Raw genomic sequence first — 25902 nt, 5'->3', positions numbered from 1 at the left:
CCTGGCTATGTCGGAGGTGAGGGATGTCCAACCGACCCTGGTACGTCTTCGCGGGGATATTCGGGGTCCTGGTCCTGCTCTTCTTCGCCCACCTGCTCGTGCTGGCGGGGGCGGTGAACTGGCAGTTCGTGAACAGTCCGGCGCGAGCGCGCGACATTTCCGAGGCTCTGGGGCTCTTCTCGGCCCTGTTCTCAGGCTTCGCCGCCTTTGGCCTGCTCTACACCATCGATCTGCAGCGCCGCGCCCTGCACGTCCAGAATCAGGACGCCAAGCGCAATACTGCGCTGCAGCTCAGGCTTCTGCACATGGAGCTGCTCAAGCTCTCGATCCATGACCAGGATCTGCACAACGTCTGGTCGGGCGCCAGACGCACCCTGTCCGACAAGGAGTCGCTCTATGTGAACCTCATCCTCTCCCACTGGGAGATGATGATGGACAATGAGCTCCTCGACGATCACCAGCTCAGCCTGCTCATCGAGGAACGCCTCCACGGCCCGATGATGCTGTTCTGGGAGAAGAATAGGGACTCGCGTCGCAAACACGCCGAACGCGCTGGCGGAGGACATCTCAAGTTCCACGAGCTGGTGGACGGTCGGTATCTCGCGCTCAGAGGCGTGGGCGAGCCGGGGGCGCAGCCGACCGCTGAGTTCCTCTGAGGGATCGGGCTTGATCGACGGCGCGCGACCGTGAGAGCCGCGCGGGGACCCTGACCGAGCGCTCGACGTCGCAGACGCCGACCGGAGGCTGACCCAAAGGGGACGTGACCCTCAGCCGAAGAGGCCCCGCCACCAGGGTGACGGGGCCCGCCGTTCGTACGTCGAAGGCGATCAGTCTCCGCGGCGCGCGTCGGCGCCCGCGGAGACGCTTGCGGAAGCGGAGGCCCCGCCCCGATCGGACGAGACCGTCCCGCCCGCACTGGCGTCCGAGCGCGCCCGGCCACGTCGCCGCGGGGTCGGTTCGGAGGCGTCCGACGTCTCCTCCGCCCGTGACGACCGCGAAGCCTCGCCGGAGCCTGCAAACGCGCCCCGACCATCGATATCCCGCCCGGAGAGGGCGCCGTCGAACATGCCCGACCCTTGGGCCTGACCCGGAGCGCCGCTCGCGGAACCGGCTCCGCCGATCATCCCGGACGCCTCTCCCTGGCCCGCTCCCGCCAGGCTTTCGGCGCTATCACGCGTCGCGCCCGCCGCCCGGCTCGCCCGAGCGCGCGCCCGTTCGGCTTCCGCTTCGGCTCGCGCCCTGGCGCGCTCCGCCCGGCGTTCCGCACGCGACAGAGTGCCGGTGGCCGCTCCGGTCGCGCGGTCGCGCAGGCGCGACCCATCCAGCCCGCCCGTCAGGTCGCCGCTCAGGGAGCCGTTCCCGCCCAGAGATCCTCCCAGACCGCCGGACTGGCCTCCCAGTCCCCCGCCGAGGCCTCCGCCCAGGCCGCCCGAGCCCCCGAGCACCTGGGCGTGGGAGGCGCTGGCCAGGGCCATTCCGATAGCCACGGTCGCCATGATCAGGGTCTTCTTCATCGTCGTCTCCTGCAAAGATCCGGGGCGCTTCGCCCTCACGGAGTCCAACGACCGAGCCTCGGCGTTTCATCCCGCCGTCGGGAATTGTTGCGAGCCCCCCGTCAGCGTCGCAGGCGACCGCGCGCGCCGACGCTCGACGGCGGGGTGCGAGACGTCGTCCCGACCAGGCCGGACCCGTAGACGGGGTCGCGGCCGCGCGCGCCCAGATCGGCGGCCTGTTCAGAGAGGACAGCCTCGCCGCGCGTCGCGAGCAGCCCGGCCACGATCGGGGCGGCGAAGGAGGTCCCCCGAACCGAGGTCCAGCCGCCCCCTGCTCCTGCCGCCGCCATGTCGGCGCCCGGAGCCGCGAAATCGACGTGGGGTCCACGGGCGGCCTCTGGCAGCGCCTGGTTGCGGGCCCCGACGCCCGTGACGCCGACGACGCCCTCGTATGCGGCCGGATAGAGCGGCGGGGCGGCCGGGCCCTCATTGCCCACCGCCGCCACGACGATCACGCCGCGCGCCTGGGCGCGGGCCACAGCGCGCTGGACCAGGCCGTTTCGAGGCCCGACGAGACTGACGTTCACCACCGCCACGTCCTGCTCGACCATCCATGCCAGCGCCTGGGCCAGGGCGGTGGAGGAGCCGCCCGCCGGTTCGCCGCCATAGATGTCGGCCACCAGCAGCGCCTCGCCCGGGGCGCCGCCCGAAAAGGCGCCGCTGCGCCCGACCATCAACGAGGCGACGGCCGACCCGTGCGCCCCGACGCGCGGCGCTCCGGCAAAGCCCCTCTGGCTGACCCGCGACCCGGCGAGGGCCGGATGAGCGGCGTCGACGCCGGTGTCGATGAGCCCGAGCCGCGCGTCCCCCGGCGGCGGTCCCGGCCTCGCGCGGGCCGCGTCCGCCGAAGCGGTCTCGCCGGCGGGCGTGTGGACGTGGTTGAAGGCTATCTCCGCCCCGGGGGCGAGCGCCTGCAGCCGCGTCACGGCCCGCGCCAGCGACAGGCGCGGCGGCGGGGCCAGGACCGTCGTCGTCAGATCCAGCGCCTCCAGCCGTTCCTCGCGCAGCACTCGGTATCCGGCCTCGACCGCCGCACGTCGCGCGTCGTCGGACAGATCGATGGCCACGATCTCTGAGGCCACGACCGGCCAGCCCAGAGGATCGACCTCCAGCGCTCCGCGCGATCGCCGTGCCAGCCCGGTCAGCCGCGAAGGGGCCCTCAGAGCGTCATCGACCAGGCGGTCTGCCAGACCGTCCACCCGCCCGACCTCCGGCAGCCGATCGGTGACGCCTGACGGCAGGCCCGGCAGCCGGGGCGCCGTCAGCGGCCCGATCTGCGCCGCCGTCGGCGTGGCGCAGGCGAGCGCCACCATCACCGTCGCAAAAGCCCCCGTCCAGGCCGTTGATCCCTTCACGTCTCCGCTCCTCGGTCGACTTGCAATGAAACGCCGTCCATTCTCGATATGCCAGGGATGAAACGTCCCGCGCCGGTCGTTTCATCCTCATGGACGAGGAACGCTCTTGGACGAATTTCAGACGGGGCTTGTGGAGCTTCTTCCGCGCCTGCGCCGATTTGCCAAAGTCCTGCGGCCCGCGGATGCGGACGCGCAGGACCTTGTCCAGCAGACCGTCGAACGGGCGCTCGCGTCCCGATCCGGCTTCCGACCGGGGACGCGACTCGACAGCTGGACCTTCACCCTCATGAGACGGGTCGCCATCGACGAGGGCCGCAAGGCCCAGCGCTGGGGCCGCCTGCTGACCTCCGACGAGGAGGGCGCCGCCCGCGCGGCCGATCCCGCCCAGGCGGGGGAGGCGCTGCGGGCCGACGGCTTCGCCGCCCGCGACGCGCTCCACGCCCTGCCCGACGACCAGAGGCACGCCGTCGCTCTGGTGCTGATCGAAGGCCTGTCCTACGCCGAGGCCGCCCAGGTCCTGGGCGTGCCGGCCGGCACCCTGACCAGCCGGCTCGTGCGGGGCCGGCAGAGCCTGATCGAGACCCTCGCCGCACAGGGAGTGACGGGATGAGCCGGCCCGACGACGAAACCCTGATGCGCTGGAGCGACGGCGAACTGTCCCCCGACGCGGCCGCGCGCCTGGAGGCCGCCGCCCGCACGGACCCGGCGCTCGCCACGCGCATGGAGGCCATGACCCGGTCCCGCCGGGCGCTGGCCGCGGCCTTCCCCATCGCCGTCGACCCGCGCGACGCCGACCTGGCCCGCCGCATCGCCGCCGCAGGCGCCTCTGTCCCCAGAGCTCAGGCGCTCGCCGGCCTGGGCGCCCGGTTCCGAGAGTTGCTGGCGCCGCGTCACGCCGTGCCCTGGGCGGCCTTCGCGACGGCGGCTTTCGTGGGCGGTCTGCTGCTGGGCCCGATCGCGGACCGCGACGCGGGCCTGACGCTGCGCCCGGATCGCACCGTCGCGGACGCAGGCCTCCAGCGCGTGCTGGACCGGCGCCTGGCGTCGGACGGCGCGGACGCGCAGGGGCTGTCCGTCGGCCTGACTTTCCAGGACGTGGACGGCCGCTGGTGCCGGACCTTCCAGTCCGAGCGCGACGGCTGGGGCGGCCTCGCCTGCCGGGCCGGCGAAGCCTGGACGGTCACGGCGCTGGCGGCTCTGGCTCCAGCGGACGGAGAGGTGCGCATGGCGTCCTCCGAGACCCCGGCCGCGGTGCTGGCCGCCGTCGATGAGTCCATCGCCGGGACGACCGCCGATGCCGTCGCCGAGGCCCGGGCGCGAGACCGCGGCTGGAGCCCTGACCCGAGGGGCGACGCGGCGGGCACGGAGGCGTCCGTCGGGTCATGACGGCGCGCCCGGCGGCCGGTTCGGCCTGAGACGGGTGATCCCGACGCTCCGGCCGTGCCGGCAGCCCCGCACGGTGACGACGTTAACAGACGACGATTGAAGGCGCCGGCGTGGGAAGCTCGTGGCACGGCCATCGCGCTTGGAGTGCGCCGCCGGTCGGGGGAGCGTGCCAGTCCCGTGCCGGAACCGCGCCGACGGGTTGCTCGGCAGGGCCGATGACGCTCCGCCGCATTGCATCGCCCCCCGGGCGATCCTAGGTGGCGCGGACAATGAGCGCCGCGCTTCCGATCGCCCCGCCCCATGGCGTGCCGGCCGCCCCCGTCGGGGCCCGCAGTCGCCCGCACGACGGTGAAGGTCCGTCCTGGGCGGCGCCGTCATGACGAGGGAAGCCGACGAAGCCCGACTCGTCGCCGCGGTCAGAGGGCTGTTCGCCGCCCTTGACGTGGCCGACTTCGAAGGGGCGCGACGCCGTCTCGCGCCGGTCGTGGATCTCGACTACGTGGGTCTTCTGGGGGGAACGCCTCAACGGCTGAGCGCGGACGAGGTGGTGCGGGGCTGGCGTGAAACCGTGCCGGGCCTGGACGCCCTTCGCCACGAACTCGGCGATCCGCGTCCCGCCGTCGGCGGGGCCGCCGGAATGGTCGTCTGCCCGGTCGAGATCTCCCATTTTCTGGACGATCGGCGCTGGCGTCTCGTCGGCCTTTATCGCCTGGGACTGACCCGCAGCGAAGTCTGGCGCATCGGTTCGATCACCCTGGAGATCGAGAGGGAGGAAGGCGACCGAAGCCTGATCGCCGCGGCCCGCAGCCGGGCGACGCGGGCCAGGCCCGGCGGTCATGATCTCCTTTGAGCGGTCGCCCGCGAGGGGTCGACGCGCCCGCCAGGCGCCGCCCGAACCGACCGATGCTCATGGAAAGTAGTCGGCCGGACGTTCCTCGAGCCGTGCGCGGCGGCGCAGTTCCCGGTCCATCCGGCCGAAGGCCTCGCCCAACTCCGCCAGCACCAGGGCCGGGTCGAGGTCCGCCACCGTCTCGCCGAGCTCGCGCTGGAACTCCTCCAGGCGGATCAGCAGGGCGAGCATCATCTTGTTGTCGGCGCAGCGGGCGGCGAAGGCCGGCGCCGCGATCTGCACGGCGGTCAGGATGGCGAAGGGATCGGCCTCGAGCACCTCGGCGAAGCGCCGGACCTTGTCGAAGTCGAAACGCCCCTGACCCGCCTCGAAATGCTCGTAGGAGCGTAGCGGCATGCCCATGACCTCCGCCACCTCCGCGGCGGTCCTGCCGCGCCGCCGGCGCACCGCCTTCAGCGCCGCCGACAGGCCCTGGCGATGACTCTCGTCGGCGAAACGGATCGGCGTCATGCTCTCAACCTGAACGCGCGTCGCCGACCCTGTCCAGAGGCCCGCCTCAGGCCCGCAGACTTCTTGCGGGGCGCCCGCAACTTCTTTGCGGGTTAGGCTCGAGATACGCGCCGAGGATGACGGACGCCCTTGCCCTGTGGTCTTGAAGCCGCCCACCCTGATCCTGGAAGGCGCGCCCCTGTCCGTGTTCGGCGCGTCGCGGAAACGGTGCGACGGATGGAGCCCCTCTCCCGAGACCCCTATGGCGACGCTCTGAAGGCGATCCGTGATCTGGCCGCCTCCGGCCGCTTCGGCTGGGGCGAACCCCTGGTGGTCAAGGACCTCTCCGAAGAGATCGGCTACAGCCATACGCCGGTCCGGGAGGCCCTGGCCTGTCTGGCCGGCGAGGGTCTGATCGAACGTCGCCGGGGGCGCGGCTACTTCTTCCCGGCCCTGACCGCGCCGGACGTCATCGATCTCTGGGAGCTGGAATGGGCCTACGTCCACGCCGCCCTTCAGCTCCACGGCCCACGCACCGCCCGCCTGCAGAAGGCCGCCGGAACCGTCGACCGCGCGAGCTTCGAGGCCCTGTTCTCGGCGATCGTCGACGGCTCGGGCAATGCGGCGCTCGCCGAAGCCCACGCCCACGTCGCCGAGCGGCTCGTGCCGATCCGCCGGGGCGCCGAGGCGCTTCGCCCCGACTGGGCCCCGGACGCTCACGCCCTGCTGGCCGCCGCGCGCGCGGGCGAGGAGCCGCTCTTTCTGGAGCTCTTCGACGCTCACCACCGCCAGCGCTGCGGTCTGGCGGACCGCATCGCGCTTCACATGCAGAGAGGCGCGTGACCTGCGCAGATATAGCCCAGGTATTGTTTGAATATAGGCCGCGCCGGCCGCTCCCTGATCGGGCCCGCATCCCGCGGGCCCATCCCAAGGAGCCGATCATGACGCCGTCCCCCGCGCGCCTGATCCGTCTCGGCGACGCTCGCCGACGGACCCGTGCCGACCAGGAGACCGGAATGCTGGAAGAGATTCCGGTCTTCCGTTTCCGCACCCTCGAAACCGACTGAAGGAGACCTGAGATGAAGACCTCACGACCCCCCGCCCTCATTCCCCTGGGCGCCGCGCGTCGCCGGACCCGCGCCGACCTGGAGAAGGGCGTGCCCGAGCTGATCCCGACCAGTCTCTGGGAAGTCGCGGGCTGGTCCCGCTGATCCGCAGGACGCCGGGCTTCGGTCCGGCGTCCGACACGGCTTGCGCCCCATGCCGCTCCCTCCGCCCGGAACGCCCCGTCTCGCCGCCGTCGGCGCCGATCTCGTGGTCCTGGACCTCGCCGCCGACGCCTATTTCTGCCTTCCCGACGTCGTGGACCGCGACGGGCCGCACGGCGATCCGAAGCTGACCGCCCCCGGCGCCGCGGCGCTTCGCGACGCTGGCTACGTCGTGCCCTTCGCATCCGACGCCGATGCGGCCGAACCCGTCCTTTCGCCGCCGATCACCCGCCCGACGCGGGACCTGCGCGACAGGGCACGGGCGCGGGTTCGCGCCGACCATCTCCTGTCCGCCGTCCTCGCCCTCGTCGACCTCGCGCGATGCGGCGACGATCCGACCACGGCGCGGCTTCTGGCCCTGGCCGCGCCCCGCGACCGCGTCGCGCTCGAGCCGCCCCCTGAAGCCGGCGACCCGTCGGCGGTCCACGACGCCGCCCATGTCTTCTCCGAGCTGCTGCCCTGGCTGCCGTTCGAGGGCGCCTGCCTGCGCCGCTCCGCCCTGCTCGTCGCCTTTCTCCGGCGCCGCGGTCTGACCGCGCGCTGGGTGTTCGGTGTGCGCACCTGGCCTTTCCGGGCCCACTGCTGGGTCCAGCGCGAGGACGTCTGTCTCAACGACGACGTCGAACGGCTCTCGGCCTACACGCCCATTCTGGCGGTCTGATGCCGGGCCCGACCGACTGGCTGGCGATCGGAGCCCATGATCCGCAGAACGCGCGGCTGGAGGCGGCGCTCGCCGTCCTGTCTCCGCGCCTCGCCGCGGCCGGCTGGCGGCGCGTCTCACGGCGCCCGGCCGTCTGGACGTCCGCCGCCTCTCGCCTGCCGGTCATTCCGCTGGCGGACGGCCTGCTGCTGGGCCGCCGTCACGGGCCGCCGGCCAACCGTCCGGCGCCGACCTCGCCCCTCCGCCTCGCCTCGCGTCTCATGAGCGACGGCTGGGGCGGCTGGGTCGCCCTGCTCAGCGGCCCCGCCGACGGGGCCGTCACGGTGATCCGCGATCCGGCCGGGGCGCTCGACGCCTTCGTCTGGCGGCGCGGCCGGCTGTGGGTGGCGGCGTCCGACGCCCACTCCGGGCTCGACGACCTCCTGCCGGACGAGATCGAGGTCGACCTCGATCGCCTCGCCCTCATCCTGGCCCATCCGGCGGCCGCCTCGGGCGCCTCGGCCCTTCGCGAGATCCATGCGGTCGCCCCCGGCGCGGTCCTGACGCTCACCCGTGACGGGGCGCCGGACGTCCGGCAGGTCTGGACCCCCGCCCGCGCCGCGACCCGTGCCGTGGCGCCCGAAGATCTCCGGATCGCCGTCGAAACCGCGACCCGGGACCTTCTCGCGCCCCATTCCCGCGTCATCGGCGAGATCTCGGGGGGCTTCGATTCCGCCGTCGTCGCCGGCACGACGGCGCGGCTGGGTCTCGCGGATGGCGTCTCCCCCTGGCTCACTTTCCATCCCATGGAGCCGGAGGGCGACGAGCGCGCCTGGGCCCGGGCCGTGGCGGAACGGGCGGACCTGCGGCTGCTGGAACGCCCCAAGAGCCCGGCGGCTTTGACCCGAACGGATCTGGAGCGTCTCGCCGAGGGCCTGCGTCCCGGCCTTCAGGGCCTGGACGTGGAGTACGACGCCGAGACCGCCGGGCTGCTGGCCGACCACGGCGCCTCCGCGCTCCTGACGGGGCAGGGCGGAGACGCCGTCTTCTTTCAGTACGGCACGCCCGCGGTCGCCGCCGACCGCCTCGCCCGGCGCGGTCTTCGGGGCCTCGATCCGCGCTTCCTGCACCGGCTGGCGCGCTGGACCCGCCGCTCGGCCTGGAGGGTGGCCGGCGACGCCGTGCGCCATCGTTTCGGTCTGGGGATGCGCGCCGACCCCGAAGCGGGCGCTTCGCCCGGCCCGGAGGTTCATCCCTGGCTCACGGACCTTGACGCCGTCCCTCCGGCCAAGCGCGGCCAGATCCGCCAGCTGGTCAACGCCCAGGTCTTCCACGGCGACTGTCTGCGCCGCCGCGCCGCCGAGCTCCTTCATCCGCTGCTGACGCAGCCCGTCATGGAGGCCGGTCTCGGCATCCCCGCCGACGTCCTCGTCGAAGGCGGCCGCGACCGGGACCTCGCCCGGCGGCTCTTCGCCGACCGCCTTCCGGACGCGGTGCTGAGCCGCCGGGGCAAGGGCGAGCTCAGCACCTACTACGGCCAGGTCGTGCGACGGACCCTGCCCCTTGCGAACGACCTCCTGATCGACGGGGCGCTGGTCTCAGCCGGACTGGTCGACCCCGACGCCCTCCGCGCCGACCTCGACCCGGCCCATCTCATCGCCGACGGCGCCTACAACATGGTCCTCATCCGTCTCGTGCTCGAGGTGTGGCTGCGGCGCTGGCGCGCCCGTCTCGCCGCGCGGGGCCAGCCGCTCTTCGAGCCAGGCCAGGACGCGCTGGTGTAGATCGACGACGTTGGCTGGACTGGCGAGGTTGTGACCTTCGCCTCTATAGGTGATCAGCGAGGCCTCGCGGTTGAGCCGGTAGAGCGCCGCGAACATGACTTCATACGCCTGAGGATCGAGGTCGCCGTGGATGAGCAGCGCCGGCGTGCGGATGCGGTCCGCCCGGTAGAGGGGGCTGGCCCCCGTCCAGGCGGGGGGATCGTCCCAGGGCAGAGACCTCATCCGACCCTGTCCGACCTCGAACCAGCCGCTGACCGCATTGATCAGAATCCCGTCCTCCGGCGAGGCCTGGGCGTGCAGGGTGTCGTGCAGGCCGCTGCCGTAGTCCGCCGCCCCGGCCGAGGCGACCAGGGCTCGGTAGCGCCCGGTCTGGGTCCCGGCCACCAGCACCCCACGACCGCCGTAGCTGTGGCCGAGCAGGGCCAGACGATCGCCGTCGAGGCCGCCGAGCGCGAGGGCGGCGTCCACGGCGAGATCGATCCGCGCGGCGAGGTCCGGAAGGGCCCCGTCGACGTCGTCCTCCAGCGGCAGGCTCGCCACGAGGACGGCGTAGCCCGCGGCGGCCAGGACATGGGCGTTGACGTAGCCGCCCTCCGATCCCGGCCGCAGCGCCGCCGGCGCGGTCTCGTGGGTCCGCCCCGGATAGATCGTCACCACCAGCGGCCATCCCGCCGCCGGCGGATCGCCCGGCGGCACGAGCAGCCAGCTCTTCAGCGGACGGCCGTCGATCCCGGCGTGACCGACCTCCCGGATCTCGCCCCAGGCGACGTCCGCGAGGTCGGGATTGAGACGGGTGAGGTCCCGACCGCCGTCTGGCCGCTGCAGCCGGACCAGGGTGGTCCCGTCGTCCCGCGCCTCGACGAAGACGGCCGTCGCCCCGGCGGCGGCCACGCGACGGCCCGGGCCCTCGGGGCAGAAGGCCTCGCCTCCCCGCTCCACTCTCAGGCACCCCGAGGCGTCGACCGCCGTCGAGGCGGCCGCGCCGGTCGGGTTCCAGCTCGCCCGACTCCCGCCATCGCGCGTCGCCCCGTCCTCGGCCAGCCGCAGCCCCTCGGCGAGCGGACCGCCCCAGCGACCGAGACCCTCGCCCCCGTCGAACAGCGTCTCGTCGCCGTCTCGCACGAGCTTTCCGAACCGGTCCCGGGCCCGCCGCTCTCCCGTCTCCGGATCGAGCCAGAGGGGACCGTCCTCGGCCTCGATCAGGACGACCGGCCGACCGGCGACCCAGCCCCCGCGCACGATGGGGATGCGCTCGCCCCCGATACGCAGGACCGCCGGCCGGGCCCCGGCCAGAGCCACGACGCGGCTCCCGCCGTCGCGACTCACCCGGTGAAACCCGCCGTTCGCCCAGTCTGCCCCCGGCGAACGCGCGAAGACGAGCAGCTCCGACCCTTCCGGCGACCAGGTCAGCAGGTGGCTCATCACGTCGAGATCGGACAGGGCCTCGACGATGCGGCCGTCGTCGAGGTCGATCAGCCGCAGCCGTCGGCGCCGGGTCGGATCGCCGATCGCCAGACGCCCGCCGTCGGTCTGCACCTCCTCGCCGTTCTCCAGCACGGCCGCGCGCGTCCCGTCCGGCGAGACCTCGAGGTCGAACATCTCGCCCTCGGCGAGGCGACGCACCGCTCCGGTCTCGACGTCCAGAACCGCCAGGGCCCCCGGGGTCCTTTGCGGGCGCCGGTCCCGGTTCCGACCGCTCCAGACCTGCAGGGCCGTGCTCTCGCGGCCCTCCAGCGCCTGGGCCCAGGCGTCGGACGTCCGGGCCTGCACCTCCCAGCCGAGGCGGTAGTAGAGGGGCTGGCGCCCTTCGGGGGTGAGGAGGGCGACGATCTCACGGTCGTTTCTCCACGCCGCCGTCCTTCCGAGGATGGGCAGATCGACCGACAGGTCGGTCCAGACGATCTCTCCGGTCTCGAAGGTGAGGATGCCCAGAGTCCGGCCCTCGGCCGTCAGCCGGTGCACCATCATCCGGCGACCGTCGGGCGAGATCGGCCCCGCTCGATAGCCGGCCGTGTCCTCCGCCCCGATCACCCGATCCGGACGGCGGCCGGAGGCGTCGACCACCACCAGGTCGGTGAGCAGGTCCGTCGTGAGCGCCCCATAGGCGTAGGTGGCCGCCCCGTCGGACCGGCCACGACGCTCCCAGACCACCCACCGCCCCGATCGGTCGACGCGCGCCCCGGCGAAGGCCTCCATCGCCAGCAGATCCTCGACCGCGAATAATTTGTGGCCGTTCTGGGCCGCCGCGGGAGCGGAGAGCATCAGGCTGAGGGATGCGAGGAGGCCGGCGAACGTCCGGCCCCCTACCATCGCCGCGTGACCTGCAGCGAGATGAAGCGGCCGAGCACGTCGGCGTTGGCCGCATCGTAGGCGATGCCCTGAGGCGCGTCGTAGAAAGGCGGATCGGCGTCGAACAGATTGCGCACCGTGAGCGCCGCCGAGACCCCGTCCAGCCGGCCGCCTTCGGGCGTCCAGCGCAGCTGCAGATCCGCCGTCGTCGAGGCGTCGATCGACCGACCCTGAAGATCGGCGTAGCCGTCCGCATGGTTCAGCGTCAGGCCCGCGCCGAACGGTCCGCGGAACCAGTCGAACCCCGCGCGCAGACGCAGGTCGAGCGGATTGTTGGGCGTGTCGAGCCGATCCACCGTCGGGGCGGTCGGCGTCGACCGGCTCTCATAGCGCAGCAGCCAGGACGCCGATCCGCTCATCGTGAACCGGTCTTCACCGCGCTCGAAGGACCAGGACCCCGACAGATCCACGCCCTCGACCTCCAGCCGGTCGGTGTTGACGTAGCGGGCGTCGGCGATGGCCCCGTAGGCGTCGGCCGGGAACGTGCCCGCCAGCCGCGTCGCCGGATCGTCGAGTAGGGACTGGATCAGGGCCCGGTCCTCGGCGCTGGACGCAGGATTGATGAAACGCACGAAGGCGGCCAGCGCCGGATCGCTCAGCGCCCCCAGGATGTTGTCGAGCACCGGCCGGCCGATCCGGCGGTCGAACCGCGTCGAGAACCAGTTCGCCGACAGCCTCAGGCCGGGCATGCCGCGGGGCCGGAACTCGATCCCGGCCGTCCAGGATTCGGCCTCCTCCGGCTCGAGGTCCGGGTTGCCGCCGTAGCGGAGCATGGTCAGGGTCTGGCCCGCCCCACGCGGCAGGAGGCTGGGACTGTTGGCGGGCCGGTCGTTCAGCTCCACCAGGGCCGGGGCCCGGAACGACGTCCCCCAGCTGGCCCTGACACGCCAGTCCTCCGTCGGATCCCAGAGCACCCCGAGCTTGGGGTTGGCCGAGGAGCCGACGTCGTCATAGTCCTCGACCCGACCGGCCAGCGACAGCTCCAGACGCTCCAAGCCCGGCCGGCGATTGTCCGGGCCGAACAGGGGGACGCGGGCCTCCAGGAAGGCGGCGGCCACGTCGCGGGTGAACTCCCGCGAGGCGTAGGGCGAGGGCGTGAGGCCCGAGGTGAAGGAGAAGCCGCCGTCGCGCTGGATCTCGCGACGCGCCGACACCCCCGCCGCAAGGCGGAGCGGGCCGCCCGGCAGGGTCATGAGCGTCCCATCGACCTGCAGATTGGCCGTCGTCACCTCCGACTCGTTGAGCGACAGCGACCCGCCCTGGGAGATGAAGTCCAGCACCGCCCGGGGCGTGTTCGAGCCGTCGCCGAACGGATTGAAGAAGCCGTCGCGGGCCGCGCTGTAGGTTGTCGCCGGATTGTCGGCGGTCCGGCCCAGAGCCTCGTTCAGGAAGGTGGTGTTGATCTGGTTGGAGAAGCCGCCTTCCGTCTTCTCGCGCGCCCAGGCCAGATAGCCGTCGGCGCGCCAGTCGCCGAACAGCTTCAGTTCGGCGCCCAGGCTGACCCCGGCGTTCTCCGTCTCGCCGAAGATCCGGGCCCGGCCGATGTCCTCCCCGAAATTATAGGCGATCTGGTGCGACGTCGCCCCGGTCGGCGAGACGAAGAAGGGATTGCGCCCATCCACCGTGATCAGGGCCGGCGCCGGCGTGCCCACCGTCTCCCAGTCGCGCCATCCCAGTCGTAGGTCGCCGCTCAGGGTCAGCCGCTCGCCCAGCGACTGATGGCCGGCGGCGAAGACGCTGTGCCGGGTCTGACGGCCGAGCACGTTCATCCCGGCGCGAGTGTTCTCCAGGTTGACGCGATCGGGGCGGAAGTCCGAGGGGCTGAGCGCCGTCCCGTCCTGACCCTCGGGGATGGCGAACAGGGGCACATAGCCGCCGCGCGCCGCGTCGAATCTGACGATGTTGCCGGGGTTGGCGTAGATCGAGCGGCGATCGCTGCCGCCGAACCGCCTCAGATCGGCGTCGCCGGCGCGGTCGCGGGCCGAGGCCGGCAGGGCTTCTCGGTCCTGATGCTCATAGCTGAGGAAGCCCCCGCCCGTGGTCCATCGCCGGCCCAGGCTCTGGGCGAAGGTCCACTCCCCGCTCGGGCCGTCGGTCGTCGACCCGGCCCTCAGCCGGGTCTCGCCGCCGTCGAAGTCGCGGCGAAGGATGATGTTGACGACGCCCCCGACCGCGTCGGAGCCGTAGAGGGCCGAGGCCCCGTCCAGCAGGACGTCGATCCGTTCGATCGCCGCCGTCGGGATCGTGGAGATGTCGGCGAAGTCGGCCCGGGCTCCCGAGCCGGCCATGCGCCGTCCGTTGACCAGGACCAGGGTGGCGTCGCTGCCCAGGCCGCGCAGATTGACGCCCGACGCGAAACTGCCGTTGGACGCACTGGTGTCGGCGCCGTTCTGCAGGGCGCCTTCATTGCCGGTGCCGCCGAAGTTCTGCGGCAGGGCCTGAAGGGCCTGGGCGACCCCGCCGTAGCCGAGCCGATCGACGTCGGCCCGCGTCACCGTGGTCACCGGCGAGGGGCCGTCGCCGGCCCCGCGGATCAGGGTGCCGGTGACGACGATCTCCTCGACCTCGGTGACCTCGAGCGCCTCCGCGATCTGGATCGGCCGAACGACCAGGACGTCCGAAGCGGTGCGCCGCGCCTCGAGCCCGGTCCCGGCCAGCAGGCGTGCCAGGGCCGCGTCGACCGTCATGCGTCCCCGCACCTCCGGGGCCGTGCGCCCGGCCACCGCCGAGGGATCGAACAGCAGCCTCTGGCGCGACTGCGACCCGGCCAGCCGCAGGCTCCGATCCAGAGGCCCGGCGGGCAGGGCGAAGTCGACGACGGCCTCGGCCGGCGTCTGAGCCGCCGCCGGACTGGCCGGGATGGCAAGGGCGCCCAGCGGCATGAGGCCGAGGGCGGTGGTGGTCAAAATCCGTCTGAGCCTCATGGGCGTCTCCCCGTCGTTGGCCGCAAAGGGGCGGCAGGGAGAAAGACGCCGGTCGGTCCGGCGCACCCTGACGGGCCGACGAGAAAAATTATCCCGACCCCGGCTCGAGCCGGATCTCCTCGGGCGAGATCCGCACCCTCAGCCCGTGGAGCTGGGCCGCGGCCTCGGCGAAGGCCGGCCCGTGCCCGGCGTCGAACACCCCGCTGATCGGCAGGTCGGCGTCGACCCCCGCCGCCAGCCGCAGCGGACGGGTCTCATAGCGGTTGACCTCGGCGATCGCCTCCGACAGGGCCACGCCGTCGAACTCCAGCCGCCCCTCGGTCCAGGCCACGGCCGCGCGCACGTCGACCCGCACCGGCCCCCGCACCTGACCCGACGCGGCCGGACCTCCGGCGACGATCCGCTGTCCCGGCGCGAGGCGCCAGTCGCCGGCCCGGGACCCTTCCGCCTTCACCGAGACCCCGCCGTCCAGCAGGGTGACCCGCACCGCCTCCCCCTCGCGCCGAACGTCGAAGCGGGTGCCCAGCGCGACCACGTTCACGTCTCCCGCCCGCACGGTGAAGGGTCGCGCGGGATCATGGGCGACGCTGAACAGGGCCTGGCCGGACACCAGAACGAGGTCGCGCCGGCCGTCCCGCAGCCGCGCCATCAGACGGGTGGCGGTGTCCAGATGCACCTCGGACCCGTCCTCCAGCCGCACGAGCCGACGCTCCCCGGTCTCCGTGCTGTAGGTGACCGGACGCGTCTGCAGCCACCAGCCGCCGGCCCCGACGAGGGCCAGAGCCGCCACCCCCGCCGCGACCGCGACGCCCCGCATGGGGAAGCGCGGCCCGCGATGTGGACGCACCACCGCCTCGGCCAGGGCCGCCTGGATCTCGGGGTCGTCGCGCAGCTCGCCGCCGCGCGCCCAGGCGGCCTCGACGGCCGCATAGGCGTCGCGATGGGCCGGCGTCGCGCGCCAGGCCCGGAAGGCTTCCAGGTCGCCGACGCTGACCGTGCGGGCGTTGAGCCGCGCGAACCAGTCGGCGGCCTCCTCGCGGATCCGCGCGTCGGGGATCGATCGGGTCATCCGCCTCCGCCTCAGTCGTCCAGCCGCTCGGCGCATCGGGCCAGAGCCCGGGACATGCGCCATTCGACCGTCTTCACGGATATATTCAAGTGACGGGCGATGGATTCATAGGTCAGTCCGCCGACGCGGCTGAGCAGGAACACCTCCCGCAGCGGATCCGGCAGATCCAGGATCACCTGTTTGAGCAGCAGGCGCTCGGCCTGCTCGCCCGCCACGCCGGGGCCGGCGTCCTCGCGCCACGCCGTCGGACGCGGCCGCCGTGCGCTTCGCCTCGCCCGATCCAGCGCCAGCCGCGACGCCACCCGCCAGAGGAAGGCCCGGGGGCTGCGGATTTCCGAGACGCGTCCCGAGGCCAGGACCCGGACCCAGGTGTCCTGCACCAGCTCTTCGGCCGCCTCGGTCCCGAAGCGGCGCTGCAGCAGCGACCGCAGCCAGCCGGCATGGCCCCGGAACAGGATGTCGGCCCCCGGGCCCGGCTCGACCGGATCGGGCTCGGGCAAGGGCAGGGGGTCTGCAGAGTTCGACACGGGCTCGCCTCCATCTCGAGGCGAGCCCGGCCGAAGCACCGGGTGTTGAGAACATGCTTGAGGCATGCGCAGGCGCCTTTAGCCCCCGAAGGAGCCTGGACATACGCGCTCGCCACGCCGCTGCCGCGGATCGGTGAAGTCGTCTCAAGCGAGGTTCTCACGCCTCGGCGTCGCAGCGCGACGCCCGGACACTATCGGTCCGAACCCGTCATGAGATCAAGCGGGGCGCCGTGCAATCAGAGGCGGTACTCGTCCGTCGTGTCGACGACGCGGTCGAAGGCCGTGTCGGGGGCCAGGGTCGCGAAGTACCAGTCTTCCGCCGCGTGCCACTGGCGATCCCAGGGTCCGATCTCGCCCTCGCGCGCCTTCAGCCTGTCTTCCCGGACGTCCGGTGCGACCTTCGCCAGCACCCTCAGGTCGAGGACCGGACGCAGGTCCGGATGGCAGCTGTAGACGCCCTCGACGATGATCACGTCGGCCGGCGCTGCCTGGGTCAGGGCGACCTCAAGGCGCCCGTCGAACGCCTCCCAGTCGAAGGCGCGCCAGGCGGCGGTCCGCCCCGATCGCAGGTCTTCGAGAACCCTGAGAAGCTTCTGCCGGTCGATGCAGAGGTCCGCCAGATGCTCCGGCGGAGCGTCGACGAGCGTCGTGCCGCCGGCGAAGAAGTCGTCGCCGCCGATCACCGTCGCCGCGGTCTGTGCGGCGATTGCCCGCGCGAGCGTGGACTTGCCCACGCCGCTTCGTCCGTCGATGCCGACGATGACCGGACGATCCCCGACCCTGATCGCAGAGACGTCCGCGACCAGGCCCGCGACTGAAACGGCGCCGCTCGTCATGTGCAAAAATCCATCAGCCCGAGTCCTTCCTCATCCGGGCGCGAAGGTGATCGCGGCCGCGAGGGCTCAGCCGATAGCCCGTCCGCAGGCTTTCCGTCAGCCCGAGCGCCTTCAGCTGCCGCACCCTTCGTTTCAGGGCGAGGGTCTCCATGCCCAGTTCGTCGGCAAGCCGCCGAGCCGGCGTCTCAGGCTGCCCGTCGATCCTGGTGAGAAGGTCGAGCGTCCAGGGTCCGGTACGGCTGGCCCGGTCCAGCCGGGCCAGGGCTTCGTCCAGTTCCGCCCGGTCTTCGGGCGCGCCCGCCGGTCGTCCCGCAAGAGCGACGCGCCGATCAGGCCCTGCTCGCCGGAAGTCGATCCTGTAGAGCATCCCCTCACGGCCGGACAGATCGCGCACGAGCGCCCTGAGGCTCTCCGCGCCCGACCTTCGCGCGTCCGCCTCTGAGAGAGCCCCGATCTCGACCGGCGTCACGGCGTCGATCGCCAGCTCGCCGATCGCCGTCATGAGCCGTCCGCCCGCGCGGACCGTCGGGCGCCGCCAGACCCGAAAGGCGACGGTCACCTCGCCGGTCGCGATCCGGTCCAGGATCTCGCGTCGAAACAGCATGAGGCCCTCAATCCTGCCGAGCCGGCGCGCCCGCGCCCTTTCGCGCGATCAGCGCCTCCAGGCCGTCCAGTATCCGATCCAGTCCGAAGGCGAAGGCCAGCTCCGGATCCCCCGCGCCGTACAGGTCGCCCACGACGGCGCCGACATGAGCCGCCAGCGCCCAGGGCGACAGGTCGACCTGGGCGAGGACCGGTCCGACCTCGCGCCACCAGTCTTCGTCGCTCTGGCCCGTGTCGCGCGCCACCTGAGCCGCGCGGACGAGGTTGCGAACCGAGCCCCGCACATAGTCGACCAGAAGGGTGACGGAGAGATCCATTTCGACCTCGTCCAGCCCGAGGTCGGCGAACACCGAGAGCATTCGGTCGTAGGTGCGGATGGCCTGCGGCCCGACGCCGGGGCGATGGGTCGTGACCTCTAGGATCCAGGGATGGCGCAGCAGCCAGGCGCGCTGGGCGACCGCCAGCCGCCTTACGTCCTCGCGCCAGTCACGCGGCCCGTCGGCCTCCGTAGGCAGGGCGGCCTCGTCCCCCGCCGCCGCGTCCAGCATGAGGTCCAGAAGCACCGCCTTGTCGGGGACATAGGTGTAGAAACTCATGGCCGAGACCCCGACCGCCTCGGCCACCCGTCGGGTGGAGACGGCGGCCAGCCCCTCGGCGTCGGCGATGGCGATCGCCGCCTCCACGATGCGGGGCACGTCGAGCCGCCCCTTCGGCCCGCGACGCGGCCCGGCCCGGATGCCCCAGAGCAGCTCCAGGCCGCGTTTCGTATCCCCGCCTCGCCCTTCGAATTTTGCCATCAGACCTCCGACGCAACGCTTTACGCCGTACGGAATAACTCGTAAACCCCGTGCGCCCTACAGAGTTCATGCGATGGGCAGTCTCCATCGCGCTTCAGACGAGAGACGCCACGCCATGTCAGAGCCTCACGACGTGATCCGCGTCCGCGGCGCCCGCGAGAACAATCTCCGGAACGTCAGCCTGGACATCCCGAAGCGGCGCATCACCGTCTTCACCGGCGTGTCCGGGTCGGGAAAGTCCTCCCTCGTCTTCGGCACCCTCGCCGCGGAGAGCCAGCGGCTCATCAACGAAACCTATCCGGCCTTCGTCCAGCAGTTCCTGCCTCGCTACGGCCAGCCGGACGCGGATCGGCTGGAGAACATCTCCGCCGCCATCGTGGTCAACCAGCAGAGGCTGGGCGGCAACGCCCGCTCCACCGTGGGCACGGTGACCGACATGGCGCAGGTGCTGCGCGTGCTGTTCTCGCGCATCGCCGTCCCGGCGCTGCCGTCGCCGGGCTGCTACTCCGCCAACGACCCCCGCGGCATGTGCCCGACCTGCGAGGGCGTGGGGCGCGTCGTCACCCTGAACATGGAGGCCGTGGTCGACGAGTCTCGATCGCTCCGGCAGGGCGCCCTTCTGGCTCGCGGCTTCGAGGTCGAGGGCTGGTGGATGGGGGCCTATCTGCATTCCGGCCTGTTCGATCCGGACAGCCCAATTCAGGACTATTCAGCCGAGGAGCGGGCGAACCTCTTCGACCTCGACGACGGCCGAAAGGTGAAGGTCAACCGCATCAACGTCACCTATGAGGGCGTGATCCCCCGGCTGATGCGGTCGCTTGGGGCCAAGGATCCCGAGACCCTGCAGCCCCACATGCGCGCGGAGTACGACCGCCTCTTCAGTCGCGCGATCTGCCCCGACTGCGACGGCGCGCGCCTCAATGCCGAGGCCCGTGCGAGCCGGATCGACGGCCACAACATCGCCGAGCTCTGCGCCCTGCAGGTCGGCGAGCTTCTTCATCTCGTTCGGGCCCTTCAAACCCCTCAGGCCGCGCCGCTGATCGACGCTCTGGGGGCGCGGCTCCAGACGCTCGAAGACATCGGCCTGGGCTATCTGACGCTGGACCGGGAGAGCTCCAGCCTCTCCGGCGGCGAAAGCCAGAGGGTGAAGATGGCGCGTCACCTCGGCTCGGCGCTCACCGACATGACCTATGTCTTTGACGAGCCCTCGGTCGGGCTGCACCCGCACGACGTCGGCCGCCTCACCGGCCTGATGCGCACCCTTTGTGACAAGGGCAACACGGTCCTCATCGTCGAGCATAAGCCTGAGATGATCGCCATCGCCGACCACGTCGTCGACATGGGGCCGAAGGCCGGATCCCAGGGCGGACGTGTCGTCTATGAGGGCGACGTCGCCGGTCTGCTGACCAGCGGCACCCTGACCGGCCGGCACATGACCCGCCGCCGGTCGATCAAGACGTCCGTGCGAACCCCCGGCGGCTGGATACAGATCCGCGACGCCTCACTGAACAATCTAAAGGACGTCGCCGTCGACGTCCCGATCGGCGTGCTCACCGTCGTGACGGGCGTGGCCGGCTCCGGGAAGTCGAGCCTGATCCAGGGCTGCCTGCCCCTGGTCTGCCCGGACGCCGTCATCATCGACCAGAACCTCTCTTCGGGCTCCCGCCGGTCCAACACCGCGACGTACACCGGCATCCTCGATCCGATCCGCAAGGCCTTCGCCAAGGCCACCGGACAGGACCCGGCCCTGTTCTCCGCCAACTCCAGGGGCGCATGCCCGGACTGCAAAGGCCTCGGCGTGATCTACACCGACCTGGCCCACCTCGATCCCATGATCACCATCTGCGAGACCTGCGAAGGCCGCCGGTTCCAGGCCGAGGTCCTCGAGCATCGGCTGCGCGGCCGCTCCATCAGCGACGTCTACGAAATGGGCGTCTCCGAAGCCGCCGCCTTCTTCACCGAAAAGCCCATCCAAAGGACCCTGACGGGACTGGAGGACGTCGGCCTCGGCTATCTCACCCTCGGTCAGCCGCTGTCCACGCTGTCGGGCGGCGAGCGCCAGCGCCTGAAGCTGGCCTCCGAGCTCGGCGCCTCGGGGCGCGTCTACATCCTCGACGAGCCCACCACCGGGCTGCACATGAACGACGTCGACACCCTCATCGGTCTTCTGGATCGTCTGGTGGACCAGGGCTCCACCGTAGTCGTCATCGAGCACAATCGCGACGTCATCTCCAGCGCCGACTGGGTGATCGATCTGGGCCCGGGCGCGGGTCAGGACGGCGGCGAAGTGGTGTTTCAGGGCGTCCCCGCCGATCTGCCGGGCTGCCGGCGATCGGTGACGGGAAGCCATCTTCGCCAGGCATCAGATCTGACGGAGCGGGCCGGAAGCCGACTTCTGGAACGTCGCGGCATAGGCGACGGGAAATCTAAGGCGGATTTCGCCGAGCCTCGGCCGACGTCTTCCGATCGGTGAAGCGGCGACGAAGTTCGTCCGATCCTTCGCAATCCGGCCGTCGCGTTCGACAGATTTCGCGATCTCGTGGCTCAAGGAGGGAAGCGGAGTTCGGCGATCGACCCGAAGGCTTCCCCTGCCGATTGGACATCGCGCCCAGCCGCTGGAAGACGCTGGCCTTCCGACCCGATCTTGATCCCTGGCGGCCTGGGGCGGTCACGGGAAGGGCGGGGGCGTTCAGTCCCTCGAGGCCGCGGTTTCTATCAGGCGTCTGCGAAACGTGATCATAAGGAACTTCGGAAAGGTCCTCAGGCCCAGAACCAGGCGGCGAGCGCCGCATAGGCGGGGATTCCGAGGACGAGGTTGAAGGGGAAGGTCACGGCGAGGGAGGACGAAACGAACACGCCGGCGTCGGCCTGCGGCGCGGCGAGCCGCATGGCGGCGGGAACGGCGATGTAGGAGGCGGAACCGGCGAGGACGGCCATCAAGGCTGCATCGCCCTGCTCAAGGCCGAGCGCGCGGGACGAGGCCAGGGTCGCCAGCGCGGCGATCACCGGGAACACGACGGCGAAGGCGATCACGCCGGGCGTCATCTTGCGGTGGTCGGCCATCAGCCGGCGCGCCGCGATCAGGCCGACGTCCAGCAGGAAGAAGCATAGGGCCCCCTGAAACAGCGGGCCGACGAAGAGCTCCAGCCGCTCCATGCCGCGCTCGCCCGAGATCGCGCCGACGACGAAGCTGCCGATCAGCATCACGGCGGCGGCGTTGACGAAGACCTCCTTGATGACCTTGGTCCGCTCTCCGGGAATGCCGCGGCCCGCGCGGTTCAGCAGGATCAGGGCGGTCAAGATGGCCGGCGTCTCCATGAGGGCCAGCACCGCGGCCATGTAGCCGCCGAAATCGACGCCGGTGGCCGTCAGGTGCTGCTGACCCGCCGCGAAGGTGACCACGGACACCGAGCCGTAGGTTGCGCCCATGGCGCAGAGCGTGGGACGGTCGAGCTTAGTGCCCCGCCGCAGGATGGCGTAGGCCGCCAGCGGCATCAGGGCGCTGAGCGCGAGGCCCAGCGTGGCGGCCACGCCGAAGTCGGCCGACAGACCGGCCGCGCGCGCCTCCACCCCGCCTTTGAAGCCGATGCACAGCATCAGGTACAGCGACAGGGTCTTGGCCGCCTGCTCCGGCAGGGCCAGGTCGGATCGGGCCAGGGCCGCGATCACGCCGATGAAGAAGAACAGGATCGCCGGCGAGGTCAGCAGATCGAAGGCGGAGGACATGCGGCGCGGCTCCCGGCAAGTGACGGGGGCCGCTTCTGATGATCGGGGGATACCAACTCAAGCTTATCTAGCTGATGAGCCGTATGACGGTATGTTATGGCTCATCGGAATATGACGTCCTTCACCTCGCGGGCCAGCATGTCGACCGCGCCGCCGGAACGACCCTTCCCAATAAGCAGAGCGATCTCGACCGGTTCCGGCTCGGGCAGCAGGGATCCCGCGACCACGAGGTCGCGAGGCGCAAGGGTCGCCGGCACGATGGCCACGCCGAGGCCCGCGCGGACCGCGGCGAGCTGTCCCGCCAGACTGGGCGACACGAACGCCTCCCGAAAGCCGACCCCCGCAGTCTGCAGGGCGTCCAGCGCGCGCGCGCGATAGGCGTCCGGCGCCGGGGCCACGATCAGGGAAACAGGGCGCGCTTCGAACAGGCCGGGATCACGGGCCAGCCAGACCAGCCGCTCCTCGAACACCCGTTCGTTGGAGGCGCGGGGCGCGGGGCGCCGTTTGACCAGAGCCAGGTCTATCCGACCCTGAGAGAGGGCCGTCATCAGGTTGGCGGTGAAGTCGCACGTCACCGAGAGGCGAACCCGCGGATGCCGCTCGGCGAAGCGGGCGATGATGGTGGGGAGGTGCGTTGAGGCGATGTCTTCCGGCGCGCCGAAGCGGACGTCGCCTTCGACCTCCGTCTCTGCGAGGCCCGCCACGATCTCGTCGTTCACCGCCAACAGACGGCGCGCCTGAGGCAGCAGATCCCCGCCCTGCACGGTCAGATGAACGCCGCCTTGGTTCCGGTCGAACAGCCGGCGGTCGAGGTGATCCTCGAGCCGGCGGATCTGCAGGCTGATGGCCGGCTGGGTCAGGCCCAGCCTCGTCGCCGCGCGCGTGAAGCTCTCCGTCTCCGCGACGGTGACGAAGGCGCGCAAAAGATCGAGGTCGAGGGTGTTGCGGATCACCAGGGCACGTTCGATTGCGTGGAAGCTTTACGCAAGCCACGTCGTAGCCGCTTCAGTCGGCCGCGACCTGACGCCCGTCCAGCGTCACGGCGATGAGGCGGCTGCGCTTCGCGTCGTGTTTGAATGCGTCGAGCTTGAGACTGCCGGACGAAACGCGATCGCGCACCCAGGGAAAGCCCAGCAGGTTCGCGTATGACAGCCGCAGAACGTCGTCTTCAAGCTGGTCCTGGATCGAGCGGCCCGGCTCCAGTCGGTGAAGATTCCAGATCACCGTTTCCGCCTGTTCCATCCACGGGAAGACGAAATCCTGGGCGTTCTTCAGCGGTCCGTTGATCATGGCGTGGACCCCGTCGCAGCCGACATGTCCGAGCAACACCACGCGCCGCACTTTGAGCACGCGCACCGCGTATTCGAGAGCCGCGCTGGTCCCGTGGCAGCCGCCGTCCGGCGCATACTCGGGCACCAGGCCGCCGAGGTTGCGGATGACGTAGAGTTCCCCAGGGGAGGCGTCGAACAGCCGCTCCGGATCGGCGCCGCCGTCCGAGCAGGCGACGACGGCCGTGTGCGGTCGTCGGGGCGTCGACCACGGCATCCGGGACGGCGGGGTCGAGGCCAGACCCCGCTCGAATCCCGCGATCAGCGGATCCACTTCCGACATCATGGCGTCGCCCTCCCGCTCCGCGTCTTCCACAGCGACCAGAAGACGCCTGCCGCGAGGATGGCGAAGGTCACGCCAAGCGAGACCTGCGGCGGAAACTTCTCCAATCCGAACAGGTCGGCGAGGAAGATCTTCGAGCCGATGAAGATCAGGAGCACGGCCAGCGCGTACTTGAGGTATGCGAAGCGGTGAATGATGGCCGCGAGGGCGAAGTAGAGCGCCCGCAGGCCGAGGATCGCGAAGATGTTGGACGTGTAGACGAGGTAGGGGTCCGTGGTGATGGCGAAAATCGCCGGGACGGAGTCCACGGCAAAGATGACGTCGGCCACCTCGATCAGGACGAGCGCGAGGAACAAAGGTGTGGCGAAGGTCGCCAGCTTCCCCGTTTTCGGATTTGGGGCTTTCACGAAGAACTTTTCGCCATGCAGCTCGGGCGTGACCCGCAGGCGTTTGCGCAGGAGCTTCAGAAGGGCGTTGTCCTCAAGCGAGTGCTCCTTGTCCGCCATGAGCAGCATCTTGACGCCCGTGGCGATCAGGAAGGCGGCGAAGACGTAGAGAACCCAGCCGAACTCGCTGACCAGGGCGGCGCCGCCGGCGATCATGATCGCCCGCAGCACGATCACGCCCAGGATGCCCCAGAACAGGACCCGATGCTGAAGGTGAGGCGGAATGGCGAAGTAGGCGAAGATCATCGCGATGACGAAGACGTTGTCCATCGCCAGCGACTTCTCCACGACGAACCCGGTCAGGTATTCCATGCCGGCCTGGGCGCCGAGCGAGGTCCAGACCCAGCCGCCGAAGGCGAGGCCCAGCGTCAGATATCCCGCCGACAGGGCGAGGCTCTCGCGCACGCCGATCTCGCGATGCTTGCGGTGCAGGACGCCGAGGTCGAGCGCCAGCAGCACGGCGACGATGGTGAGGAAGGCCGCCCACATCCACACGGGCTTGGTCAGAAATTCTTGGGTCAGGAAATCCATGGCGTCCTACGCGCAAAGGCGACCCCGCAGCCTGATCTCAGCCGCGGGGTCGAGGCGTCGAGGGAAGGTCAGATCGACGTCAGTTGAGGCCTTGCGAGGCTAGTTTCAAGTGCCCGCAGCCGGTCCTTGAGCTGCAGCTTGCGCTTCTTGATCGCCGCCAGCGTCGCCGCGTCGGGGGACGGACGCCGCAGTTCCTGGGCCAGGGCGCTTTCCAGCAGGGCGTGACGCCCATGCAGTCGGTGGATGTAGGTTCTTGTCATGTGTCGCTCCTCTGGTTGGGAGCGCCCCGATGCCGGCAGGGAGGGGGAGGCTGACGCCGGCATCGAGCGCGCTCGATGCGGTCCGACATCGCGACTGAGGGGAAGTCGCCAGAGGGGCCCGGACCGCATGTTCAGTCTGGTGACGCGCCAGCCGGAGCGCCAATCAGAAAGGCGCAACGCGGACATCACGGATCGTTATGGTTCACGCTCTCATCAAAAGTTAACTGTCAGGCCCAGGAAGGGCGCGTGGCCGACGCGGTCTTCGACGCCGTCCCGGATGTCCTGCTGGCGCAGGTAGCCGACGCTGAGATCGTAGCGCCCGAAACTGCGCTCGAAGCCGACGAAGGTGCGTAGACCCGTGACGCCGGTCTGGCCGCCCGGCTCGGTGTTGCGAAGCGTCACGAAAAGCTCGACGTCCCCGGTCACGGCCCACCCGTCTTCGCCGTCGCTCAGCGGAATGGTGGTTCCGATTCTTTGGCGCAGACGCCAGCCGGTCTGCGGATCGACGTCGACGAACCGCTGCTCGAGGCGTGTGCGAAACTCCACCGGCCCCCAGTCATAGCCGACCTGCTGCAGCAGGCGCATCTCCTGCTCGTCGGGCCCGTTCCAGCGCTGCTCCACGCCGAAGCTCCACTCGCGCCCCTTTCCGTCCTCCCGGTTCAACCAAAGCCGGGCGAAATAGGTGTCGAGACGCGGGTCGGCCCGCAGGCGCTGGGCGGTCTCCAGCTCGACCGAGGTGCGGTCGTCGATCGTCTTGACGAAGGCGGGATTGAACCAAAGCTCAGCGTCCTCGTCCTGAGCGATCGCCGGCTGAGCGGCGAGGGCGAGAAAGCCGGCCGCCATCAGGGAAAGCTTCAGCGCGTGCATGTCGGGTCTTTCGGATGGGGGGATGCGGCGA

Annotated in this window: 25 protein-coding genes and 1 pseudogene; 10 read left to right on the top strand and 16 right to left on the bottom strand. The window is 71.1% G+C overall.

The features are described 5' to 3' along the window. The first annotated feature begins 23 nt into the window (after nt 1–23). Entirely contained in the window at nt 24–656 is a 633-nt protein-coding gene (locus EFJ44_RS03685) for a DUF6082 family protein (protein ID WP_125255812.1), read from the top strand. A gap of 171 nt (nt 657–827) precedes the next feature. Here the strand turns inward: EFJ44_RS03685 and EFJ44_RS03680 are convergent, their stop codons facing one another. Together EFJ44_RS03680 and EFJ44_RS03675 are read right to left on the bottom strand one after the other, a co-directional pair. Beyond that, a complete protein-coding gene (locus EFJ44_RS03680) occupies nt 828–1514 on the bottom strand; it encodes a hypothetical protein (protein WP_125255811.1) in 687 nt (228 codons plus the stop codon). 101 nt (nt 1515–1615) lie between these two features. Further along, on the bottom strand, nt 1616–2908 hold the full coding sequence (locus EFJ44_RS03675) for a S8 family serine peptidase (protein ID WP_241209665.1): 1293 nt from the start codon (nt 2906–2908) through the stop codon (nt 1616–1618). 130 nt (nt 2909–3038) lie between these two features. Between EFJ44_RS03675 and EFJ44_RS03670 the strand changes: the two genes are divergently transcribed. The 3 genes from EFJ44_RS03670 to EFJ44_RS03660 all read left to right on the top strand — a co-directional run bounded on the left by EFJ44_RS03670 (nt 3039) and on the right by EFJ44_RS03660 (nt 5144). Continuing rightward, on the top strand, nt 3039–3518 hold the full coding sequence (locus EFJ44_RS03670) for an RNA polymerase sigma factor (RefSeq protein WP_241209679.1): 480 nt from the start codon (nt 3039–3041) through the stop codon (nt 3516–3518). Further along, nucleotides 3515–4294, top strand: a complete 780-nt coding sequence (locus EFJ44_RS03665) for a hypothetical protein (RefSeq protein WP_125255809.1) — start codon at nt 3515–3517, stop codon at nt 4292–4294. Before EFJ44_RS03670 ends, EFJ44_RS03665 begins: the two co-directional genes overlap by 4 nt. A gap of 376 nt (nt 4295–4670) precedes the next feature. Continuing rightward, nucleotides 4671–5144 carry a hypothetical protein gene (locus EFJ44_RS03660; protein ID WP_125255808.1) on the top strand — a complete coding sequence of 158 codons (474 nt, stop codon included), beginning with the start codon at nt 4671–4673 and terminating at the stop codon, nt 5142–5144. A 57-nt stretch (nt 5145–5201) separates the two neighbouring features. Here the strand turns inward: EFJ44_RS03660 and EFJ44_RS13755 are convergent, their stop codons facing one another. Next, the gene (locus tag EFJ44_RS13755; RefSeq protein WP_164511834.1) at nt 5202–5654 is read right to left on the bottom strand and encodes a helix-turn-helix domain-containing protein; all 453 of its coding nucleotides are present in this window, start codon (nt 5652–5654) and stop codon (nt 5202–5204) included. A gap of 216 nt (nt 5655–5870) precedes the next feature. Between EFJ44_RS13755 and EFJ44_RS03650 the strand changes: the two genes are divergently transcribed. The 5 genes from EFJ44_RS03650 (at nt 5871) to EFJ44_RS13950 (ending at nt 9325) form a co-directional block, all read left to right on the top strand. After that, nucleotides 5871–6476, top strand: coding sequence for a GntR family transcriptional regulator (locus tag EFJ44_RS03650; RefSeq protein WP_125255806.1), 606 nt, complete (start codon nt 5871–5873; stop codon nt 6474–6476). Nucleotides 6477–6574: 98 nt separating this feature from the next. Continuing rightward, nucleotides 6575–6700, top strand: a complete 126-nt coding sequence (locus EFJ44_RS14050) for a hypothetical protein (protein WP_277596044.1) — start codon at nt 6575–6577, stop codon at nt 6698–6700. Between the two features lie 12 nt (nt 6701–6712). Next, nucleotides 6713–6844 carry a hypothetical protein gene (locus EFJ44_RS14045; RefSeq protein ID WP_277596043.1) on the top strand — a complete coding sequence of 44 codons (132 nt, stop codon included), beginning with the start codon at nt 6713–6715 and terminating at the stop codon, nt 6842–6844. Between the two features lie 49 nt (nt 6845–6893). Next, nucleotides 6894–7562: a lasso peptide biosynthesis B2 protein gene (locus EFJ44_RS03645; protein WP_125255805.1), complete on the top strand. Its 669-nt coding sequence runs from the start codon at nt 6894–6896 to the stop codon at nt 7560–7562. Further along, complete coding sequence (locus tag EFJ44_RS13950; RefSeq protein WP_125255804.1) at nt 7562–9325, top strand: asparagine synthase-related protein; 1764 nt, start codon at nt 7562–7564, stop codon at nt 9323–9325. The genes EFJ44_RS03645 and EFJ44_RS13950 overlap by 1 nt, the downstream gene beginning before the upstream one ends. A gap of 21 nt (nt 9326–9346) precedes the next feature. On the opposite strand, the pseudogene EFJ44_RS13945 reads toward EFJ44_RS13950, so the two are convergent. The 7 genes and pseudogenes from EFJ44_RS13945 to EFJ44_RS03605 form a co-directional block, all read right to left on the bottom strand. Beyond that, nucleotides 9347–10747, bottom strand: a pseudogene (locus EFJ44_RS13945) (alpha/beta hydrolase family protein); the annotation flags it as partial. Between the two features lie 881 nt (nt 10748–11628). Further along, nucleotides 11629–14598: a TonB-dependent receptor gene (locus EFJ44_RS03630; protein ID WP_125255802.1), complete on the bottom strand. Its 2970-nt coding sequence runs from the start codon at nt 14596–14598 to the stop codon at nt 11629–11631. Nucleotides 14599–14686: 88 nt separating this feature from the next. Next, a complete protein-coding gene (locus EFJ44_RS03625; protein ID WP_164511833.1) occupies nt 14687–15667 on the bottom strand; it encodes a FecR family protein in 981 nt (326 codons plus the stop codon). A gap of 11 nt (nt 15668–15678) precedes the next feature. Further along, a complete protein-coding gene (locus EFJ44_RS03620; protein WP_164511832.1) occupies nt 15679–16194 on the bottom strand; it encodes an RNA polymerase sigma factor in 516 nt (171 codons plus the stop codon). A 236-nt stretch (nt 16195–16430) separates the two neighbouring features. After that, the gene (locus EFJ44_RS03615; RefSeq protein WP_125255799.1) at nt 16431–17030 is read right to left on the bottom strand and encodes a uridine kinase family protein; all 600 of its coding nucleotides are present in this window, start codon (nt 17028–17030) and stop codon (nt 16431–16433) included. Nucleotides 17031–17043: 13 nt separating this feature from the next. Beyond that, a complete protein-coding gene (locus EFJ44_RS03610; RefSeq protein ID WP_125255798.1) occupies nt 17044–17634 on the bottom strand; it encodes an ASCH domain-containing protein in 591 nt (196 codons plus the stop codon). A 7-nt stretch (nt 17635–17641) separates the two neighbouring features. Continuing rightward, nucleotides 17642–18430, bottom strand: coding sequence for a TetR/AcrR family transcriptional regulator C-terminal domain-containing protein (locus tag EFJ44_RS03605; protein WP_125255797.1), 789 nt, complete (start codon nt 18428–18430; stop codon nt 17642–17644). Nucleotides 18431–18545: 115 nt separating this feature from the next. Here EFJ44_RS03605 and EFJ44_RS03600 point away from each other — a divergent pair, with 115 nt between their 5' ends. Next, entirely contained in the window at nt 18546–20903 is a 2358-nt protein-coding gene (locus EFJ44_RS03600; RefSeq protein WP_125255796.1) for an ATP-binding cassette domain-containing protein, read from the top strand. A gap of 287 nt (nt 20904–21190) precedes the next feature. Here the strand turns inward: EFJ44_RS03600 and EFJ44_RS03595 are convergent, their stop codons facing one another. The 6 genes from EFJ44_RS03595 to EFJ44_RS03570 all read right to left on the bottom strand — a co-directional run bounded on the left by EFJ44_RS03595 (nt 21191) and on the right by EFJ44_RS03570 (nt 25871). Beyond that, nucleotides 21191–22156: a sodium-dependent bicarbonate transport family permease gene (locus EFJ44_RS03595; protein ID WP_125255795.1), complete on the bottom strand. Its 966-nt coding sequence runs from the start codon at nt 22154–22156 to the stop codon at nt 21191–21193. A gap of 101 nt (nt 22157–22257) precedes the next feature. Continuing rightward, nucleotides 22258–23109, bottom strand: a complete 852-nt coding sequence (locus tag EFJ44_RS03590) for a LysR family transcriptional regulator (protein WP_241209664.1) — start codon at nt 23107–23109, stop codon at nt 22258–22260. Between the two features lie 52 nt (nt 23110–23161). Beyond that, nucleotides 23162–23770 (bottom strand): carbonic anhydrase, encoded by a 609-nt coding sequence (locus EFJ44_RS03585; protein ID WP_125255794.1) that lies wholly within the window; start codon nt 23768–23770, stop codon nt 23162–23164. Beyond that, nucleotides 23767–24744 (bottom strand): TerC family protein, encoded by a 978-nt coding sequence (locus EFJ44_RS03580; RefSeq protein ID WP_125255793.1) that lies wholly within the window; start codon nt 24742–24744, stop codon nt 23767–23769. The genes EFJ44_RS03585 and EFJ44_RS03580 overlap by 4 nt, the downstream gene beginning before the upstream one ends. A gap of 68 nt (nt 24745–24812) precedes the next feature. Continuing rightward, entirely contained in the window at nt 24813–25004 is a 192-nt protein-coding gene (locus EFJ44_RS03575) for a YdcH family protein (protein ID WP_125255792.1), read from the bottom strand. A 213-nt stretch (nt 25005–25217) separates the two neighbouring features. Continuing rightward, the gene (locus EFJ44_RS03570) at nt 25218–25871 is read right to left on the bottom strand and encodes a DUF2490 domain-containing protein (protein ID WP_125255791.1); all 654 of its coding nucleotides are present in this window, start codon (nt 25869–25871) and stop codon (nt 25218–25220) included. Between the last annotated feature and the right edge of the window lie 31 nt (nt 25872–25902).

It is taken from the genome of Brevundimonas fluminis, assembly GCF_003934285.1.
Classification (GTDB): domain Bacteria; phylum Pseudomonadota; class Alphaproteobacteria; order Caulobacterales; family Caulobacteraceae; genus Brevundimonas; species Brevundimonas fluminis.
This window is presented reverse-complemented; position numbering and strand designations above follow the sequence as displayed.

Bases quoted from the DNA above. Each gene is read 5' to 3' on its own strand.
- EFJ44_RS03685 (WP_125255812.1), top strand. From the start codon at position 24: ATGTCCAACCGACCCTGGTACGTCTTCGCGGGGATATTCGGGGTCCTG.
- EFJ44_RS03680 (WP_125255811.1), bottom strand. From the start codon at position 1,514: ATGAAGAAGACCCTGATCATGGCGACCGTGGCTATCGGAATGGCCCTG.
- EFJ44_RS03665 (WP_125255809.1), top strand. From the start codon at position 3,515: ATGAGCCGGCCCGACGACGAAACCCTGATGCGCTGGAGCGACGGCGAA.
- EFJ44_RS03660 (WP_125255808.1), top strand. From the start codon at position 4,671: ATGACGAGGGAAGCCGACGAAGCCCGACTCGTCGCCGCGGTCAGAGGG.
- EFJ44_RS13755 (WP_164511834.1), bottom strand. From the start codon at position 5,654: ATGACGCCGATCCGTTTCGCCGACGAGAGTCATCGCCAGGGCCTGTCG.
- EFJ44_RS03650 (WP_125255806.1), top strand. From the start codon at position 5,871: ATGGAGCCCCTCTCCCGAGACCCCTATGGCGACGCTCTGAAGGCGATC.
- EFJ44_RS14050 (WP_277596044.1), top strand. From the start codon at position 6,575: ATGACGCCGTCCCCCGCGCGCCTGATCCGTCTCGGCGACGCTCGCCGA.
- EFJ44_RS14045 (WP_277596043.1), top strand. From the start codon at position 6,713: ATGAAGACCTCACGACCCCCCGCCCTCATTCCCCTGGGCGCCGCGCGT.
- EFJ44_RS03645 (WP_125255805.1), top strand. From the start codon at position 6,894: ATGCCGCTCCCTCCGCCCGGAACGCCCCGTCTCGCCGCCGTCGGCGCC.
- EFJ44_RS13950 (WP_125255804.1), top strand. From the start codon at position 7,562: ATGCCGGGCCCGACCGACTGGCTGGCGATCGGAGCCCATGATCCGCAG.
- EFJ44_RS03630 (WP_125255802.1), bottom strand. From the start codon at position 14,598: ATGAGGCTCAGACGGATTTTGACCACCACCGCCCTCGGCCTCATGCCG.
- EFJ44_RS03625 (WP_164511833.1), bottom strand. From the start codon at position 15,667: ATGACCCGATCGATCCCCGACGCGCGGATCCGCGAGGAGGCCGCCGAC.
- EFJ44_RS03615 (WP_125255799.1), bottom strand. From the start codon at position 17,030: ATGACGAGCGGCGCCGTTTCAGTCGCGGGCCTGGTCGCGGACGTCTCT.
- EFJ44_RS03610 (WP_125255798.1), bottom strand. From the start codon at position 17,634: ATGCTGTTTCGACGCGAGATCCTGGACCGGATCGCGACCGGCGAGGTG.
- EFJ44_RS03605 (WP_125255797.1), bottom strand. From the start codon at position 18,430: ATGGCAAAATTCGAAGGGCGAGGCGGGGATACGAAACGCGGCCTGGAG.
- EFJ44_RS03600 (WP_125255796.1), top strand. From the start codon at position 18,546: ATGTCAGAGCCTCACGACGTGATCCGCGTCCGCGGCGCCCGCGAGAAC.
- EFJ44_RS03595 (WP_125255795.1), bottom strand. From the start codon at position 22,156: ATGTCCTCCGCCTTCGATCTGCTGACCTCGCCGGCGATCCTGTTCTTC.
- EFJ44_RS03585 (WP_125255794.1), bottom strand. From the start codon at position 23,770: ATGATGTCGGAAGTGGATCCGCTGATCGCGGGATTCGAGCGGGGTCTG.
- EFJ44_RS03580 (WP_125255793.1), bottom strand. From the start codon at position 24,744: ATGGATTTCCTGACCCAAGAATTTCTGACCAAGCCCGTGTGGATGTGG.
- EFJ44_RS03575 (WP_125255792.1), bottom strand. From the start codon at position 25,004: ATGACAAGAACCTACATCCACCGACTGCATGGGCGTCACGCCCTGCTG.
- EFJ44_RS03570 (WP_125255791.1), bottom strand. From the start codon at position 25,871: ATGCACGCGCTGAAGCTTTCCCTGATGGCGGCCGGCTTTCTCGCCCTC.